12 protein-coding genes are annotated in these 13,248 nt (G+C 71.4%); 3 read left to right on the forward strand and 9 right to left on the reverse strand.

The features are described from left to right. Positions 1 to 269: 269 nt before the first annotated feature. Positions 270 to 3,977, reverse strand: a complete 3,708-nt coding sequence (locus tag B0B15_RS12850; RefSeq protein WP_083709026.1) for an AAA family ATPase — start codon at positions 3,975 to 3,977, stop codon at positions 270 to 272. A 199-nt stretch (positions 3,978 to 4,176) separates the two neighbouring features. Here B0B15_RS12850 and B0B15_RS12855 point away from each other — a divergent pair, with 199 nt between their 5' ends. After that, entirely contained in the window at positions 4,177 to 4,710 is a 534-nt protein-coding gene (locus tag B0B15_RS12855; RefSeq protein WP_076676707.1) for a methylated-DNA--[protein]-cysteine S-methyltransferase, read from the forward strand. A gap of 124 nt (positions 4,711 to 4,834) precedes the next feature. On the opposite strand, the gene B0B15_RS12860 is transcribed toward B0B15_RS12855, so the two are convergent. Together B0B15_RS12860 and B0B15_RS12865 are read right to left on the reverse strand one after the other, a co-directional pair. After that, entirely contained in the window at positions 4,835 to 6,442 is a 1,608-nt protein-coding gene (locus B0B15_RS12860) for a solute symporter family protein (protein ID WP_076677606.1), read from the reverse strand. A 5-nt stretch (positions 6,443 to 6,447) separates the two neighbouring features. Then, positions 6,448 to 6,801, reverse strand: a complete 354-nt coding sequence (locus tag B0B15_RS12865; protein WP_076676709.1) for a DUF485 domain-containing protein — start codon at positions 6,799 to 6,801, stop codon at positions 6,448 to 6,450. 191 nt (positions 6,802 to 6,992) lie between these two features. Between B0B15_RS12865 and B0B15_RS12870 the strand changes: the two genes are divergently transcribed. Next, entirely contained in the window at positions 6,993 to 7,793 is an 801-nt protein-coding gene (locus B0B15_RS12870) for a helix-turn-helix transcriptional regulator (RefSeq protein WP_306169556.1), read from the forward strand. 113 nt (positions 7,794 to 7,906) lie between these two features. Further along, a complete protein-coding gene (locus tag B0B15_RS12875) occupies positions 7,907 to 8,191 on the forward strand; it encodes a Fe-S cluster assembly protein HesB (RefSeq protein ID WP_076676713.1) in 285 nt (94 codons plus the stop codon). 242 nt (positions 8,192 to 8,433) lie between these two features. Here B0B15_RS12875 and B0B15_RS12880 read toward each other — a convergent pair whose 3' ends face one another. From B0B15_RS12880 to paaA, 6 genes are all read right to left on the reverse strand, one after another. Then, positions 8,434 to 9,204, reverse strand: coding sequence for an enoyl-CoA hydratase/isomerase family protein (locus B0B15_RS12880; protein WP_076676715.1), 771 nt, complete (start codon positions 9,202 to 9,204; stop codon positions 8,434 to 8,436). A gap of 72 nt (positions 9,205 to 9,276) precedes the next feature. Continuing rightward, on the reverse strand, positions 9,277 to 10,461 hold the full coding sequence (gene paaE / locus B0B15_RS12885) for a 1,2-phenylacetyl-CoA epoxidase subunit PaaE (protein ID WP_256334313.1): 1,185 nt from the start codon (positions 10,459 to 10,461) through the stop codon (positions 9,277 to 9,279). Next, positions 10,461 to 10,943 (reverse strand): 1,2-phenylacetyl-CoA epoxidase subunit PaaD, encoded by a 483-nt coding sequence (gene paaD / locus B0B15_RS12890; RefSeq protein WP_076677611.1) that lies wholly within the window; start codon positions 10,941 to 10,943, stop codon positions 10,461 to 10,463. The genes paaE and paaD overlap by 1 nt, the downstream gene beginning before the upstream one ends. Beyond that, on the reverse strand, positions 10,940 to 11,812 hold the full coding sequence (paaC, locus tag B0B15_RS12895) for a 1,2-phenylacetyl-CoA epoxidase subunit PaaC (protein ID WP_076676717.1): 873 nt from the start codon (positions 11,810 to 11,812) through the stop codon (positions 10,940 to 10,942). The genes paaD and paaC overlap by 4 nt, the downstream gene beginning before the upstream one ends. A 56-nt stretch (positions 11,813 to 11,868) precedes the next feature. Further along, positions 11,869 to 12,174 carry a 1,2-phenylacetyl-CoA epoxidase subunit PaaB gene (gene paaB / locus B0B15_RS12900; RefSeq protein WP_055838158.1) on the reverse strand — a complete coding sequence of 102 codons (306 nt, stop codon included), beginning with the start codon at positions 12,172 to 12,174 and terminating at the stop codon, positions 11,869 to 11,871. Then, on the reverse strand, positions 12,174 to 13,148 hold the full coding sequence (gene paaA / locus B0B15_RS12905; protein ID WP_076676719.1) for a 1,2-phenylacetyl-CoA epoxidase subunit PaaA: 975 nt from the start codon (positions 13,146 to 13,148) through the stop codon (positions 12,174 to 12,176). The genes paaB and paaA overlap by 1 nt, the downstream gene beginning before the upstream one ends. Positions 13,149 to 13,248: the final 100 nt, after the last annotated feature.

Consider the following 13,248-nt stretch of genomic DNA (forward strand, 5'->3'; position numbering starts at 1 on the left):
CGGCGGGTGCCGGTTCGGCTGTGGTCCCCGGTGCCGCGAGGAGGCGCGCGCGGCGGGCGCCGCGCACCCGGACGACGGGCTGACGCTCGGCGGGAGTGTCGGAGATCCCTGAGCCCCTCGACGGGTCCGGATCGAGCGCAGGGTCAGAGGCTTCGACAGGCTCAGCCACCGACGCTGGGCCACCCGAAGTCCCTGTGCCCGTCGAAGGGACCGGGCCCACCGGCGCGGCACCGGAGCCCGTGGCATCCGGATTGTCCGTCATCGCGGGATCAGCCGGGCAGATCGAGGGGCTCGGTCGTCGAGTCGGGCGTGGCGGCGTCGTCGGGAGCGATGCCGAGCAGCTCCGCGATGCGCGCAGCGACGCCGGCGGGGTCGCTGTAGAGGTCGAACGCGTGCACGCGCACGTAGTGCCAGCCGAGGCGCCGCAGGATCTGCGGGCGCAGGCGCAGCGTCTCGCGCAGCGACTCGCCGATCGTCTCGGGGTCGCTCTCGGCCACCACGGCCTTGCCCTTGTAGCGGGCGACGAGGGGAAGCAGTCCGCGGTAGTCGACGTCGACCTCGACGCCCAGGCGGCGCAACTCCCGCGCGAGCGCTCGGGTGAGGGGGTCGGCGAGGTCTTCGAGGCGGCTCTCGCGGCCGCGGGCCGCGACGTTGCCGAGGATGCCCATGAGGGTGGCGGCACCATGCTCGAGGCGGCCGTCGTCGAACGCCGAGGGGCGGATCGACGACACGATCACCATCGAGCGACGCGCGCGGGTCATGCCGACCGTGAGCAGGCGCTCCCCGTCGGGCGTGGACAGGTCGCCGAAGTCGCTGAGCACGCGCCCGTGACGCGTGAGGCCGAAGCCGAGCGAGAACACCACGCGGTCGCGGCTCTCGGCCACGGACTCCTCGAGGGTGAGCACGGCGAAGGGCTCGGCGGCATCCCGCGAGACGAACTCGGCGACGTCGGAACGGCCGGCCAGCGCGGCCACGACCGAGGCGCGCACGCGCTCGGCGTGCTTGCGGCTCGCGGTGACGACCATGAGCGACTCCGAGGCGCGGTTCACGGCGTGCTCGACCACCAGGGTCACCACGCGGGCGACCTCGGCGTCGGGGCTCTCGACGGCGCCGCTGACGGGGTCGGGCGCGCCGACACCGCCCTCCACGTAGTCGACGCTCAGACTGCCGCGGCCCAGGTACGACCCCGCCCAGGGAAGCGACACGATCTCGCCGCCGTAGAAGGCGTCGTTGACCAGCTGCGAGAGATCTTCTCCTCCCGCGCGGTAGCTGCGGGTGAGCGTCTCGACGGGCAGCAGCTCGGCAATGCGCTCGAAGACCGAGGTCTCGTCGAACGGGACCTCGTCGGCATCGTCGGGTGCGGCGGCGATCGCCGCGCTCACCCGGAAGGGCGTGGGCTTCTGCACGACCGGATCGCCGAACAGCACGACCTGCCGGGCGCGGCGGAGTGCCGGCGTCGCCTCGGCGAGGCACAGGGCCGCGGCATCCGCGATGATGACGACGTCGAACGCCAGGTCGTGCGGCACGTCGGGCACCTCGTACGGCGACGCCAGCCACACCGGCGCGAGGGTGCGCAGCAGCGTCGGGGCGGCATCCGAGATCTCCTGCGCGGTGTGCAGGCCGTCCTTCAGAGCGCGCTTGAGGGCCGCGGCCTCGTCGGCGTGGTCGACGATGCCGATGCGCCATTGGGTAGCCAGCTGGGCGGCGAGCAGGGGTCCCGCGGCGGCCGCGTGCGCCTCGTCGACGAGACGGAAGTCGCGCTCCAGGCGGTCGACGACGCTCGTGTTGGCGCCGAGCAGCGCGCGGTCGGTGCGCAGGAGGTGCTCGAGGGCCGATTGCCACCACGCGAACTCGAGCTCGTCGCCGACGCGCTCCTCAGGAACATGACGCACCGACAGCTCGACGAGGAGCTGCTCCAGGCCGAGGCGGGCGAGCTCGGAGCGCAGCTGCGCACGCTCGACGAGGTTGTCGAAGAAGGTCGACTCGGCGGCGAGGCCCGCGAGCGTGCGGACCAGGCGCTGCACGGGCAGCGTCGCCAGGCGGTCGGATCCCTGACGGCCGAGGATCTGGTCGAGCTCGCCGAGCAGGGCGTCGGTGCGCTGCCAGGCGACGTGCACGTCAGCGAGTCCCAGCGGCACCTCGGGGGTGACGCCGGCCTCGACGACGCGCTGCCACTCTGTGCGCTGCTGCTGGATGCGCACGAGCGCCTCGTACATGTCGGGTACGTGCACGCCCGGACGCACGTACTCCTTCGACAGGCGCTTGAGGCGTCGACGGTTCGGACCGCTCATCGCCGACGTGTCGCGACGCGGCGAGTGCGCGTCGATCAGTTCGCCGAGCGGGCGCTCGAAGACGCTGGGGCTGAAGCGGTCGAGCGACTCGCGGATCCCCTGCAGGAGCTTCAGGTACGCGCCGAGCTCGGATACCGTCTGGAACGGCCGCATGCGCGTCTGCGCGATCAGCTCGTAGCCGCGCTCGAGCAGGCGGGGCACATCGTTGGCGTGCAACTTGCCGGCCAGGTCGTGCGCGGCGCGCGCGTCTTCCGTGCGGGTGAAGCTGACGCCGTACCACGGCGAGTCGTCGGGTCCGAAGCGGAACTCGCCGAGCCGTGCGGCCATCGCGAGGGCGCGGGCGGCGGCGTCGCGACGGCCGGCGAGACGCTCGAGCGTCGCGAGGTCGAACCGCGCCTCGGTGGAGGGAGCGGGAGAGGTGGATGCCAACGACGTCAGCGCGCGCAGGACGTCGAGCGCGGAGACGCCGAGCGCGAGATGCGGCTCGGTCACGGCCGAGCGGTAGTCGCGCAGCACGGTGCGAAGGCGCACGAGGGCGTCGTCGATCTCGGCGACCTTGGGCTGCTCGGCCTTCTCGTTGCGGCCGATCGCGCGGATGAGGTCGCGGCGCACGTGATGCGGCGAGACGGCGAGTCCGGTGAGGCCGACGCCGGCGAGGCGGTGACGGATGCCGTCGAGGGTGGAGCGGCGGGCGCTGACGACGAGCACGCGCTTGTTCTCGTGGACGAGCTGACCGATCGCGTTGATGACGGTCTGCGTGCCTCCGGTGCCGGGCAGCGTGTGCACGGCGAGGGAGTGACCGGCGGCGATGCGGGCGAGCACGCGCTCCTGCTCGGCGTCGGCGTCGAGCAGCAGGGTGTCGGCGGCGGGCGCGCGCTCGTCGGGACTGACGACGACGGGGTCGGCGCGCCGCACGGTGATGCGCGCGCGGTCGTCGGCGTGGCCGGCGAGGGCGTTCAGCAGCGGGTCGTCGAGGTCGTGGGTGTCGCGCGCCATGCCCGAGCTGACGTCGGCGAACGACGAGATGACCAGGCGCGGGTGCACCACGAAGGTCGGCACGTGCGAGGTCAGGCGACGGATGTGGTCGATGACGGGCTGCGGCTTGAACACGCCCTGGTCGTACGCGAGACCCGCGAGGGCGGCGCTGTCGATCTGGATGCCGAGGTGCGTGCGGAACGCGCGAGAGAGCTCGGGGTTCATCACGAAGGCGCCGTGCAGCTTGAGCTCGAAGTCGCCATGGTGACGGCGGATGGCGAGCGGACGCAGCAGTACGGGGGCCGACCACTCCACTCCCCCGATCTTCCACGCCGACAGACCCACGGCGAGGTGCACCGGCTCGAGGCCGCGCGCGGTGCGCAACTCGACGTTCTTCGCGGTGATGCGATCGGCGGCCATGCGGGCCGTGCGCAACGCCACCTCGTCGCGGAAGAGGTTGGAGAGCATCGTCGCGCGCCCGGTGATGAACTGCGGGAGCGACCCCGGGTGCGCCTTGGTGATGTCGATGCCCGCATCGAGCGCGTCGTCGAAGCGCAGCAACGTCGATCGCCCGCCGAGAGCTGCCGCCTCGGCGCGGATGCGATCGCGCTCGGGGTCGGCGACGTGGCGGACCACGATGCCGGGCTCCGACAATCGCAGCTCGCCCGGATCGACGGACGACGTCGAATCGTCTCCGTCGGCACCGATCACGGTACCGTCCTCAGCTCGCCACACACCTGTCAGACTAAGCCGGGCGACCGGGGAACGCGCGCAGCGGCGGCGAGTTTCGCGACAATCGGCGACACGCCGCGCCACCGGCTCTTCCTCCCCAGGCGCCCGATGACCGGCATCCTCCCCACTTCCCGGCGACGGCTCCGCGGGGCTCGATGACGGGGAAGAGGATGAGGGCATGAACACAGTCACGAGCACCGAATACGACGGCCCCGTCGGGCCGATCCTGCTGACGTTCATCGACGACGCCCTCGTGCGCCTCGACGTCGCACACGACGGGATCGACCTCGCCCGCGCAGAGATCTCGCAGCGGCTCGGGGTCGTCCCCGAGCCCGACCCGTCGGTCGGCGAGAGCCTTGCCACGCAGCTCGACGAGTACTTCGCGGGCGAACGGCGCGCCTTCGACGTCGCCCTCGACTGGCGCCTCGTGCGCGGGTTCACGCGCGCTGCATTGGAGGCGACGCGCGGGATCCCCTATGGCGAGGTGGCGTCGTACGGAGAGGTGGCGCTCATGGCCGACGCCCCGCGCGCCGCTCGCGCGGTCGGGACGGCGTGCGCGTCGAGCCCCTTCTCGATCGTCGTCCCCGTCCATCGGGTCGTGCGCGCCGACGGCTCGATCGGCGAGTACGGCGGACACCCCGAGGTGAAGGAGCACCTGCTCGATCTCGAGAGCAGGGTCGTTCTCGGGGAGCGGCTGCGCGCCGCGGGGTGAGGCGGTGGCTGCTCCGCGGTGGTGCGCGGTGGGCGACGCCAGACGGTGACCCGAACCGAGCGTCGGGTGCGCGGCGCTCACGACGACGCCCGGCCCCACCGGAGCGGGACCGGGCGTGGCCGGATCAGTGGTTCGAGGCCTTCTCGGCGCCGAAACCGGTGAGGGATCGCACGTCCATCTCGGCGGCCTTGCGCCGATCCTCAGCCGTGCGCGAGGTTACCGACCCCAGCCAGCCCAGGAAGAAGCCGAGCGGGATCGACACGATGCCGGGGTTGTTCAGCGGCCAGATCGCCACTCCGGTGTTCACGAACACGCTCGTCGGCGTTCCCCAGAACACCGGCGAGAGCATGATGAGCACGAGCGCCGAGCCGAGCCCGCCGTACATGCTCCACACCGCGCCGCGCGTGGTGAACTTGCGCCAGAACAGCGAGAACAGGATCGTCGGCAGGTTGGCCGAGGCCGCGACCGCGAAGGCGAGCGCGACAAGGAAGGCCACGTTCTGCCCCTGGACGCCGATGCCACCGAGGATGGCCAGGATGCCGATGACGATCACCGTGCGTCGTGCGACCTTGACCTCGCCGTCGGGCGGCACGTCACCCTTCTTCACCACGTTGGCGTAGATGTCGTGCGCGAACGACGCGGCCGCGGTGATCGTCAGCCCGGCCACGACCGCGAGGATCGTCGCGAACGCCACCGCCGAGATGAAGCCGAGCAGCAGCGGCCCACCGAGGGCGAACGCCAGCAGGGGCGCCGCGGCGTTGACCCCGCCGGGGGCCGCGAGGATCGTGTCCGCCCCGACGAGGGCGCCCGCACCGTAACCGAGCACGAGGGTGAGGATGTAGAAGAGACCGATCAGCCAGATGGCCCAGACCACCGAACGGCGCGCCTCCTTGGCCGTGGGCACCGTGTAGAAGCGCATCAGCACGTGCGGCAGGCCCGCGGTGCCCAGCACGAGAGCCAGGGCGAGCGAGATGAAGTCCCAGGGGTTCTTGCCGTACTGCAGGCCCGGTGCGAGCACCGCGTCGCCCTTGGGAGAGGCCGCCACGGCGCTCTCGAGAAGCGTGTTCAGGCTGAAGCCGTTGATCGCGAGCACCCACACCGTCATGACGACGGCGCCGCCGATGAGCAGGAAGGCCTTCACGATCTGCACCCAGGTCGTGCCCTTCATGCCGCCGATGAGCACGTAGACGATCATCAGCACGCCGACCACCGCCACCACGACCGACTGTCCGACCTTTTCGGTGATCCCCAGCAGCAGCGAGACGAGCCCGCCGGCGCCGGCCATCTGCGCGAGGAGGTAGAAGAAGCACACCGCGAGCGTCGTGATCGCGGCGGCCATGCGCACCGGCCGTTCCTTGAGACGGAACGACAGCACGTCGGCCATCGTGAACTTGCCGGTGTTGCGCATGAGCTCGGCGACCAGGAGCAGGGCCACGAGCCAGGCCACCAGGAACCCGATGGAGTAGAGGAAGCCGTCGTAGCCGTTGATCGCGATGGCGCCGACGATCCCGAGGAACGACGCGGCCGAGAGGTAGTCGCCGGCGATGGCGAACCCGTTCTGGGGTCCCGTGAACGAGCGACCGGCTGCGTAGTAGTCGGCCGCGGTCTTGCTGTTGCGGCTGGCCCGGATGACGATGAACAGCGTCACGGCGACGAACGCGCCGAAGATCGAGATGTTGAGCACCGGGTTGTTCTCGACCGTCTGCACGGCGGCATCCACGGCGGCGAGCATGTCGTTCACGAGCGGCCTCCCTCGACGCGCTCGAGTTCACTGCGAAGGGCCTCGGCCCCGGGGTCGAGTCGCCGGTTGGCGTAGGCGACGTAGCCCATCGTGATGGCGAACGTGGTCACGAACTGCCCGAGCCCGAACAGGAGCCCCACCGTGATCGCGCCCGACACCGGCTGGGCCATGAAGCCCGGGGCGAACGACGACAGCAGGACGTAGACGAAGTACCAGACGAGGAACGCCACCGCGAGCGGGAAGACGAAGCTGCGTTGCCGCCGCTTCAACTCCCGGAACGGGGCGGACTCCTCGACCGCGATGTAGTCGACGCCGCCCGTGTGGGCGCCGTCGATGCGACGGTCCGTCATGTGGCCTCCTTGCCTCATGAATACGGCGCAACACTGCGCCGTGCGGGGGAAAAGTCCGGGTCGGCTGGCGCTTCCCCGGTGGTAGGGTCGACGCTACGAAACGCGGCGAGGAAGCCGTCACCCCCGGAAGTAGGTAGTGCGTGGCTGCACCGTCCACACTTCGAGACGACACGAGACTGGTGTCGCATGCGGTGAGCGAGCTCGCCCGGCGCACGCACTTCCCCGTGGCCTTCGGCGGCCTCGAGCACGACGGCGCGGTGCACGTGTCGACCATCGTCGGCGCCCGGACGCGCAGCATCGAGGGGCTTGTCGTCCACGCGACGCGCGGCCTCGGCGGCCGCGCCCTCGTCGAGCGGCGCCCCCGCATGACGCTGGACTACCGCACCTCGCGATCGATCACGCACGACTACGACCGCGCGATCCTGGGCGAGGGCATCGCCACGCTCTTCGCCGTGCCCGTGCTGGTCGGCGGTGCGGCGCGCGGCATCCTGTACTGCGGGTCCTGGGCGCAGGCCCAGGTCGGCGAGGTCGAGGCGCGACCAGCGTTCGACGTGGCCGGCGAGCTCGGCACGGAGCTGCGCGTGCGCGCGGAGGTGGAGCGCCGGATGGCGGCGGCGCCGAGCCCGGAAGGCGGTCTGAGCGCGGGCGCTCGCGAGGAGATCCGCGAGAGCTACGCGCAGCTGCGCAGCCTCGCCGCCACCGTCGGCGACGACGCCGTGCGCCGACGGCTCGAGGACATCGAGGCGCGCCTCGCCGCGCTCACCGGCGACAGCCCGGCCCCGGGCGTCGACACCGACGTTCACCTGTCCCGGCGCGAGATCGACGTGCTCGCGTGCGCCGCGGTGGGCTCGACGAACGGCGAGATCGCGGCATCCCTGGGTCTGCGCGCGACCACCGTGAAGTCGTACCTGGCGTCGGCGATGTCGAAGCTCGACGCTTCGACGCGGCACGCGGCGGTGACCCGAGCGCGGCGCGCGGGCCTGCTCCCCTGACGCCTGGACGGCCGGTGAGAAACCCCTGGCAATGGTTGCGAGGAGTTGAGAGCCGGCGCGATTCTCGGCATCGTGGCTGACTCCTGTCGTCGATCAGAGAAGGAGAGTCACCCATGCTGACGCTCACCGAAGAGGCCACGACCGCCGTCAAGACCATCACCGCGCAGTTCCCGGACGCCCCGCAGGGCGGCGTGCGCATCGCCGGAGCAGGCTCGCCCGAGTCGCAGTTCGCGCTCTCGGTCGTCGACGCGCCCGAGCCGGCCGACACCGTCGTCGAGAACTCCGGGGCCCGGGTGTTTCTCGACACCGACGCCGCCGCGGTGCTCGATGACCGTGTGCTCGACGCGCAGATCGATCCGCAGGGATCGGTGCAATTCGCGGTGACCAACGCCGCGTGACGCGCGCGTGACACGCTGACGCGTTTCGACGATGCCCCGGCCGGTGTGCCGGGGCATCGTCACGTCCGGACGCGGGGGGGTGTGGCATCCTGATCCGCGTCGGCGCGGCGAGACGGCGTGTGCGCTGACACCTCCGTCGCCGCGTGCGTCGACCACGTCGGCGAGAGGCCGTCTCGGCAGGCGGATGCCGGCTCCCCGGCCCGGACGCCAGGGTGCGGCAGCAGCGCAAAGTAGCCGGGGCGTCAGCGGCCCGTGAACGTCGGGGCGCGCTTCGCCTGGAACGCCGCGAACCCCTCGCGGTAGTCGTCCGTGGCCGCGAGCGCTGCCTGGGCGCGGTTCTCCAGGGCCATGGCATCCCACAGTCCGAGGCGCTCGTCGCGGATGGCCGTGACGATGCGCTTGCTCGCGCGGAAGGCGGCGGTGGGGCCGGCCGCCGCGCGGATGGCGGCGAGGGTCGTGGCATCTTGCACCTCGGCGGCGGGGAGCACGCGCGAGAAGAGGCCCGCCCGCACCGCTTCCTCGCCCGTCAACAGGCGACCGGTGTAGATCAGGTCGAGGGTCGCGTGGATGCCGAGCCGCTCGGCGAACAACGCGTGACCACCGGAATCGAGGGTCGCACCGAGAGCCGCGAAGGGCGAACCGATCTTCGCGGTGTCGGCGACGTAGACGACGTCGGTGGCGATGAGCAGGCCGAGACCGACGCCCAGGCAGGCGCCGTGGGCGACGGCGAACGTGGGTGCGGGGAATGCGGCCATGCGTCGCAGCAGTGGTGTCAGGGTGTCGTCGAGGTATCCGGCGACGTCGTCGGTCGCCGGATCGACACCGGAGATGTCGCGCCCGGCGCAGAACGCGGGTCCCTCGCCGCGCAACAGGACGGCGCGCGCGCCTTCCGCCTCGGCGCGGTCGTAAGCCGCGGCGAGCGCGCGCAGGTCGTCGAGGCCGAGGGCGTTGCGACGTGCGGGGGCGTCGAGGACGATCTCGGCGGCGCCATCGTGAAGGCTGTAGGCGATCACTCGGTGCCTCCTCGGGAGCGCCCCGACGTTCGGACGCCGTCGGGGATGCGGGGCGGGGTCACGGCATCCTCCTCAGCCGTCGTAGTCGACGCGGACCGCGTCGGAGGTCGGGTGCGACTGGCAGGTGAGGACGTAGCCGCGCTCGATCTCGTCGGGCTCGAGGGCGTAGTTCTCGGTCATCGACACCGCGCCCTCGACCACGCGGGCGCGACAGGTGCCGCAGACGCCGCCGGCGCACGCGAACGGCACGTCGGGTCGCACGCGCAGGGCCGCGGCCAGGATCGTCTCGTTCGCGGCGACCGGGCTGTCGACGGATGCCGACTGGCCGTCGAGCGTGAAGTCGATGCGCCGCACCGGCTCGTCGGCGCGGACGCGCACCGGTCGCGCTCCCCCGGTCTGCGCGGGGGCGTCGCCCTCGCCCGCGGTGAACAGCTCGAAGCGCACGCGCTCGCGGGGGACGCCGATTTCCGCCAGCGTCTCGCGACAGAGCTCGACGAGGGCGAACGGGCCGCACAGGAACCACTCGTCGACGGATGCCGGGTCGATGAGCCGCGACAGGATGAGGCGCAGACGCTCGTCGTCGAGACGTCCCGAGAACACCGGGGCCGCGCGCTGCTCGCGCGAGAGCACGTGATGCAGCGTGAGACGGGAGGGGTAGCGGTCCTTCAGGTCGGCGAGTTCGTCGACGAACATCACGTCGGTCGAGGACCGATTCGCGTAGACGATGGTCATGCGGCTGTCGGCCGAGCGCTCGAGCACCTCGGTCGCGAGCGCCATGATCGGGGTGATGCCGGATCCGGCGGCGATCGCCACCACGTGCCCGGTCGCCGCCGAGGCCTTCGAGACGAAGGTGCCCTGGGGACTCATGACGTCGATCTCGTCGCCGGGGCGCAGGCCCTCGTGGGCCCAGCTCGAGAACCGCCCGTCGGGGTCGCGTTTGATGCCGACGCTGATCGTCCCGCGCGACGGCGGTCGGCACAGCGAGTACGAACGGCGCAGGTCCTCCCCGTCGACGCGCGCGCGCAGAGCGACGTACTGGCCCGCGGCGTAGTCGAAGGCGTCGGCGAGCTCCTCGGGGACGTCGAAGGTCACCTCGATCGCGGTCGCGGTGAGGGGCCGCACGTCGGCGACCCGGAGAGTGTGGAACCGGGCGCGCGCACGAGTGCCGGTCTCGCGCACCGCGCCGGTCTCGCGCACCGCGCCGGCGGCGGAGGGCGCGCGGCCGAGGTCGACGGCATCCGTATCCGTGGTCGTCATCACAGGGCCTTGAAGTGGTCGAAGGGTTCGAGGCACGCGCGGCACTCCCAGTGCGACTTGCACGAAGTCGAGCCGAACCGCGAGACCTCGTGGGTGTTCAGGGAGCCGCAGCGGGGGCACGCGACGCTGAGCTTCACGCGGATGGGACCCGCGGGAGCCCGACCGGTCGGCGGCGCGATGCCGTACTCGGTGAGTTTGCGCTTGCCGGCGTCGCTCATCCAGTCGGTGGTCCACGCGGGGCTCAGTGTCGTCTTCACCACGGCGTCGTCGAAGCCGGCGGAGGTGAGGGCGAGCACGATGTCGTCGCGGATGGCGTCGACCGCGGGGCATCCCGAATAGGTCGGAGTGATGGTGACGGTGACAGTGCCGCCGTCGAGTCGCACGTCGCGGAGCACTCCGAGGTCGTCGATCGTGAGCACGGGCACCTCGGGATCGACGACGGCCGAGACGATCTCGCGCGCGCGCGCGAGCGCCGCGGTCACCACGTCGCCCCCGGGTGTCGGCGCGCGAGCACCTGCATCTCGGCGAGCAGCGGGCCGAAAGCCGGGTGATGTCGGCCCTGACGCCCTCCGGCGGAGGAGCCCGGGACGGTCGGAACGGGGACGTCCTCCTCGGAGAGCACGGCCGCCAGCACCTCGTCGACGCGGCCGCGCAGCGTGGAGGGACGCACCGCGACGCCCTCGAGCCGGTCGTGGAGCGGATCGTCGCGGAACAGTTCGTCGAGGTACGGCCACGTGTCGTCGAGGGCGACGAGGAAGCGGCGACGCGACTCCTCGGTGCCACCGGCGAGACGGAGCGTCCACTGCACGGCGTGGTCGCGGTGGTAGTCGACCTCTTTCTCGGCCTTCGCCGCCACCGCCGAGAGCACGGGATCGGTGGACGCCGAAAGCTCCCGGTAGAGCTCGAGGAAGTACGACGACGCGAGCAGCTGACGGGCGATCGTGTGCGCGAAGTCGCCGTTCGGCAGTTCGAACAGCCACCCGCTACGGAAGTCGCGCTCGTCGCGCCAGTAGGCGAGATCGTCTTCGCTGCGGCCGTCGTAGCTTCCGGCGTAACGCAGGAGTGAGCGGGCGTGACCCAGCAGGTCGAGGGCGATGTTGCCCAGGGCGACGTCTTCTTCGAGCTCGGGGGCGCGGGCCACCCAACCGCAGAGGTTCTGCGCGAGGATCAGCGCGTCGTCGCCGAGGCGCATCGCGTAGGCGGCGACGTCGGGATCGCTCGCGCGGTCCTCGCCCCCGGCGAGTTCGGCCGCGAGCTCGCGCGCGTCGAGCGAGACGTCCCCGTGGGAGTCGGCGCCGCGCGGGTCGTCGCGGTGGCCGCCCGTGTCGGAGGCTTCGATGGGCTCAGCCAACGCCGCAGGTCCCTGAGCCTGTCGAAGGGACCGGTCCCCGTGATCGACCGACGTGTTCACAGGTGCGGCACCCCCTCGGACGCGGTGTAGTACACCGCGTGCCGGTAGTTCTTGCCCGCGGGCGACTCGAAGAACGCGCCCTTGGCGCCCGGGTCGCTCGTGGTCACGGCATCCGAGGGCACGACCCACACCGACACACCTTCACCGCGGCGGGTGTAGAGGTCGCGCGCGTTGCGCACGGCGAGTTCGGCGTCGGGGGCGTGGAGCGAGCCGACGTGCACGTGGCTCAAGCCGCGGTTCGCGCGCACGAAGACCTCCCACAGGGGCCAGGTCTCGGCGGGGCTCCCGCCGGGCGTGGCCATCAGGCGACCGCCGTCTCTACGCGGGCGGCGCTCTTCTTCGCCGCGTACGCCGCGGCGGCCTCGCGTACCCACGCGCCCTCCTCGTGGGCGTCGCGACGATGCTGGCGGCGCATCGTGTTGAGGGGGCCGCGTCCGGCGAGCACCTCGTGGAACTCGGTCCAGTCGATCTCGCCCATGTCGTACTGACCGGTCTCATCGTTGAAGCGCAGCTCGGGGTCGGGCAACGTCACGCCGAGGACGGCTGCCTGCGGCACGAGCATCGACACGAAGCGCTGGCGCAGGTCGTCGTTGCTGAAGCGCTTGATGTTCCACGCCATCGACTGCGCCGAGTTGGGCGAGTCGTCATCGGGGGGGCCGAACATCATCAGGCTCGGCCAGTACCAGCGGTTCACGGCATCCTGAGCCATCTCGCGCTGCTCCTCGGTTCCCTGCATGAGGGTGAGGAGGATCTCGAAGCCCTGGCGCTGGTGGAACGACTCCTCCTTGCAGATGCGCACCATCGCGCGCCCATAGGGTCCGTACGACGCTCGGCACAGCGGCACCTGGTTGCAGATGGCGGCCCCGTCGACGAGCCAGCCGATCGCGCCCATGTCAGCCCACGTGGGGGTCGGGTAGTTGAAGATCGACGAGTACCGCGCTTTGCCGTCGACGAGCTGCTGCGTCATCTCGTCACGGGTGATGCCGAGCGTCTGAGCGGCGGAGTAGAGGTAGAGCCCGTGGCCCGCCTCGTCCTGCACCTTCGCGAGCAGGATCGACTTGCGCTTCAAACTCGGCGCGCGCGTGATCCACGCCCCCTCGGGCTGCATGCCGATGATCTCGGAGTGCGCGTGCTGCGAGATCTGGCGGATCAGCGTACGGCGGTAGGCGTCCGGCATCCAATCGCGCGGCTCGATGCGCCCGTCGGCCTCGATGAGGGCGTCGAACATCGCCTCTCCGTCGAGGGTGTCGGCATCCGCCGTCCGTGCTGTCGTCATCGTCGACTCCTTTTACAGACCGATCGTTCAGTAAAACTGTAGCTGAGGCTTTGCGGCACCGCAATGGGACTGACGGCGCGCGGCCGGACGGGTGGGATCG

The organism is Microbacterium sp. RU1D, from assembly GCF_900156435.1.
GTDB lineage: Bacteria > Actinomycetota > Actinomycetes > Actinomycetales > Microbacteriaceae > Microbacterium.

Excerpts from the sequence above, each read along its gene's own strand:
- B0B15_RS12855 (WP_076676707.1), top strand. The coding sequence starts at position 4,177 with ATGAACACAGTCACGAGCACCGAATACGACGGCCCCGTCGGGCCGATC.
- B0B15_RS12860 (WP_076677606.1), bottom strand. The coding sequence starts at position 6,442 with ATGCTCGCCGCCGTGGATGCCGCCGTGCAGACGGTCGAGAACAACCCG.
- B0B15_RS12865 (WP_076676709.1), bottom strand. The coding sequence starts at position 6,801 with ATGACGGACCGTCGCATCGACGGCGCCCACACGGGCGGCGTCGACTAC.
- B0B15_RS12875 (WP_076676713.1), top strand. The coding sequence starts at position 7,907 with ATGCTGACGCTCACCGAAGAGGCCACGACCGCCGTCAAGACCATCACC.
- paaE (WP_256334313.1), bottom strand. The coding sequence starts at position 10,461 with ATGACGACCACGGATACGGATGCCGTCGACCTCGGCCGCGCGCCCTCC.
- paaB (WP_055838158.1), bottom strand. The coding sequence starts at position 12,174 with ATGGCCACGCCCGGCGGGAGCCCCGCCGAGACCTGGCCCCTGTGGGAG.
- paaA (WP_076676719.1), bottom strand. The coding sequence starts at position 13,148 with ATGACGACAGCACGGACGGCGGATGCCGACACCCTCGACGGAGAGGCG.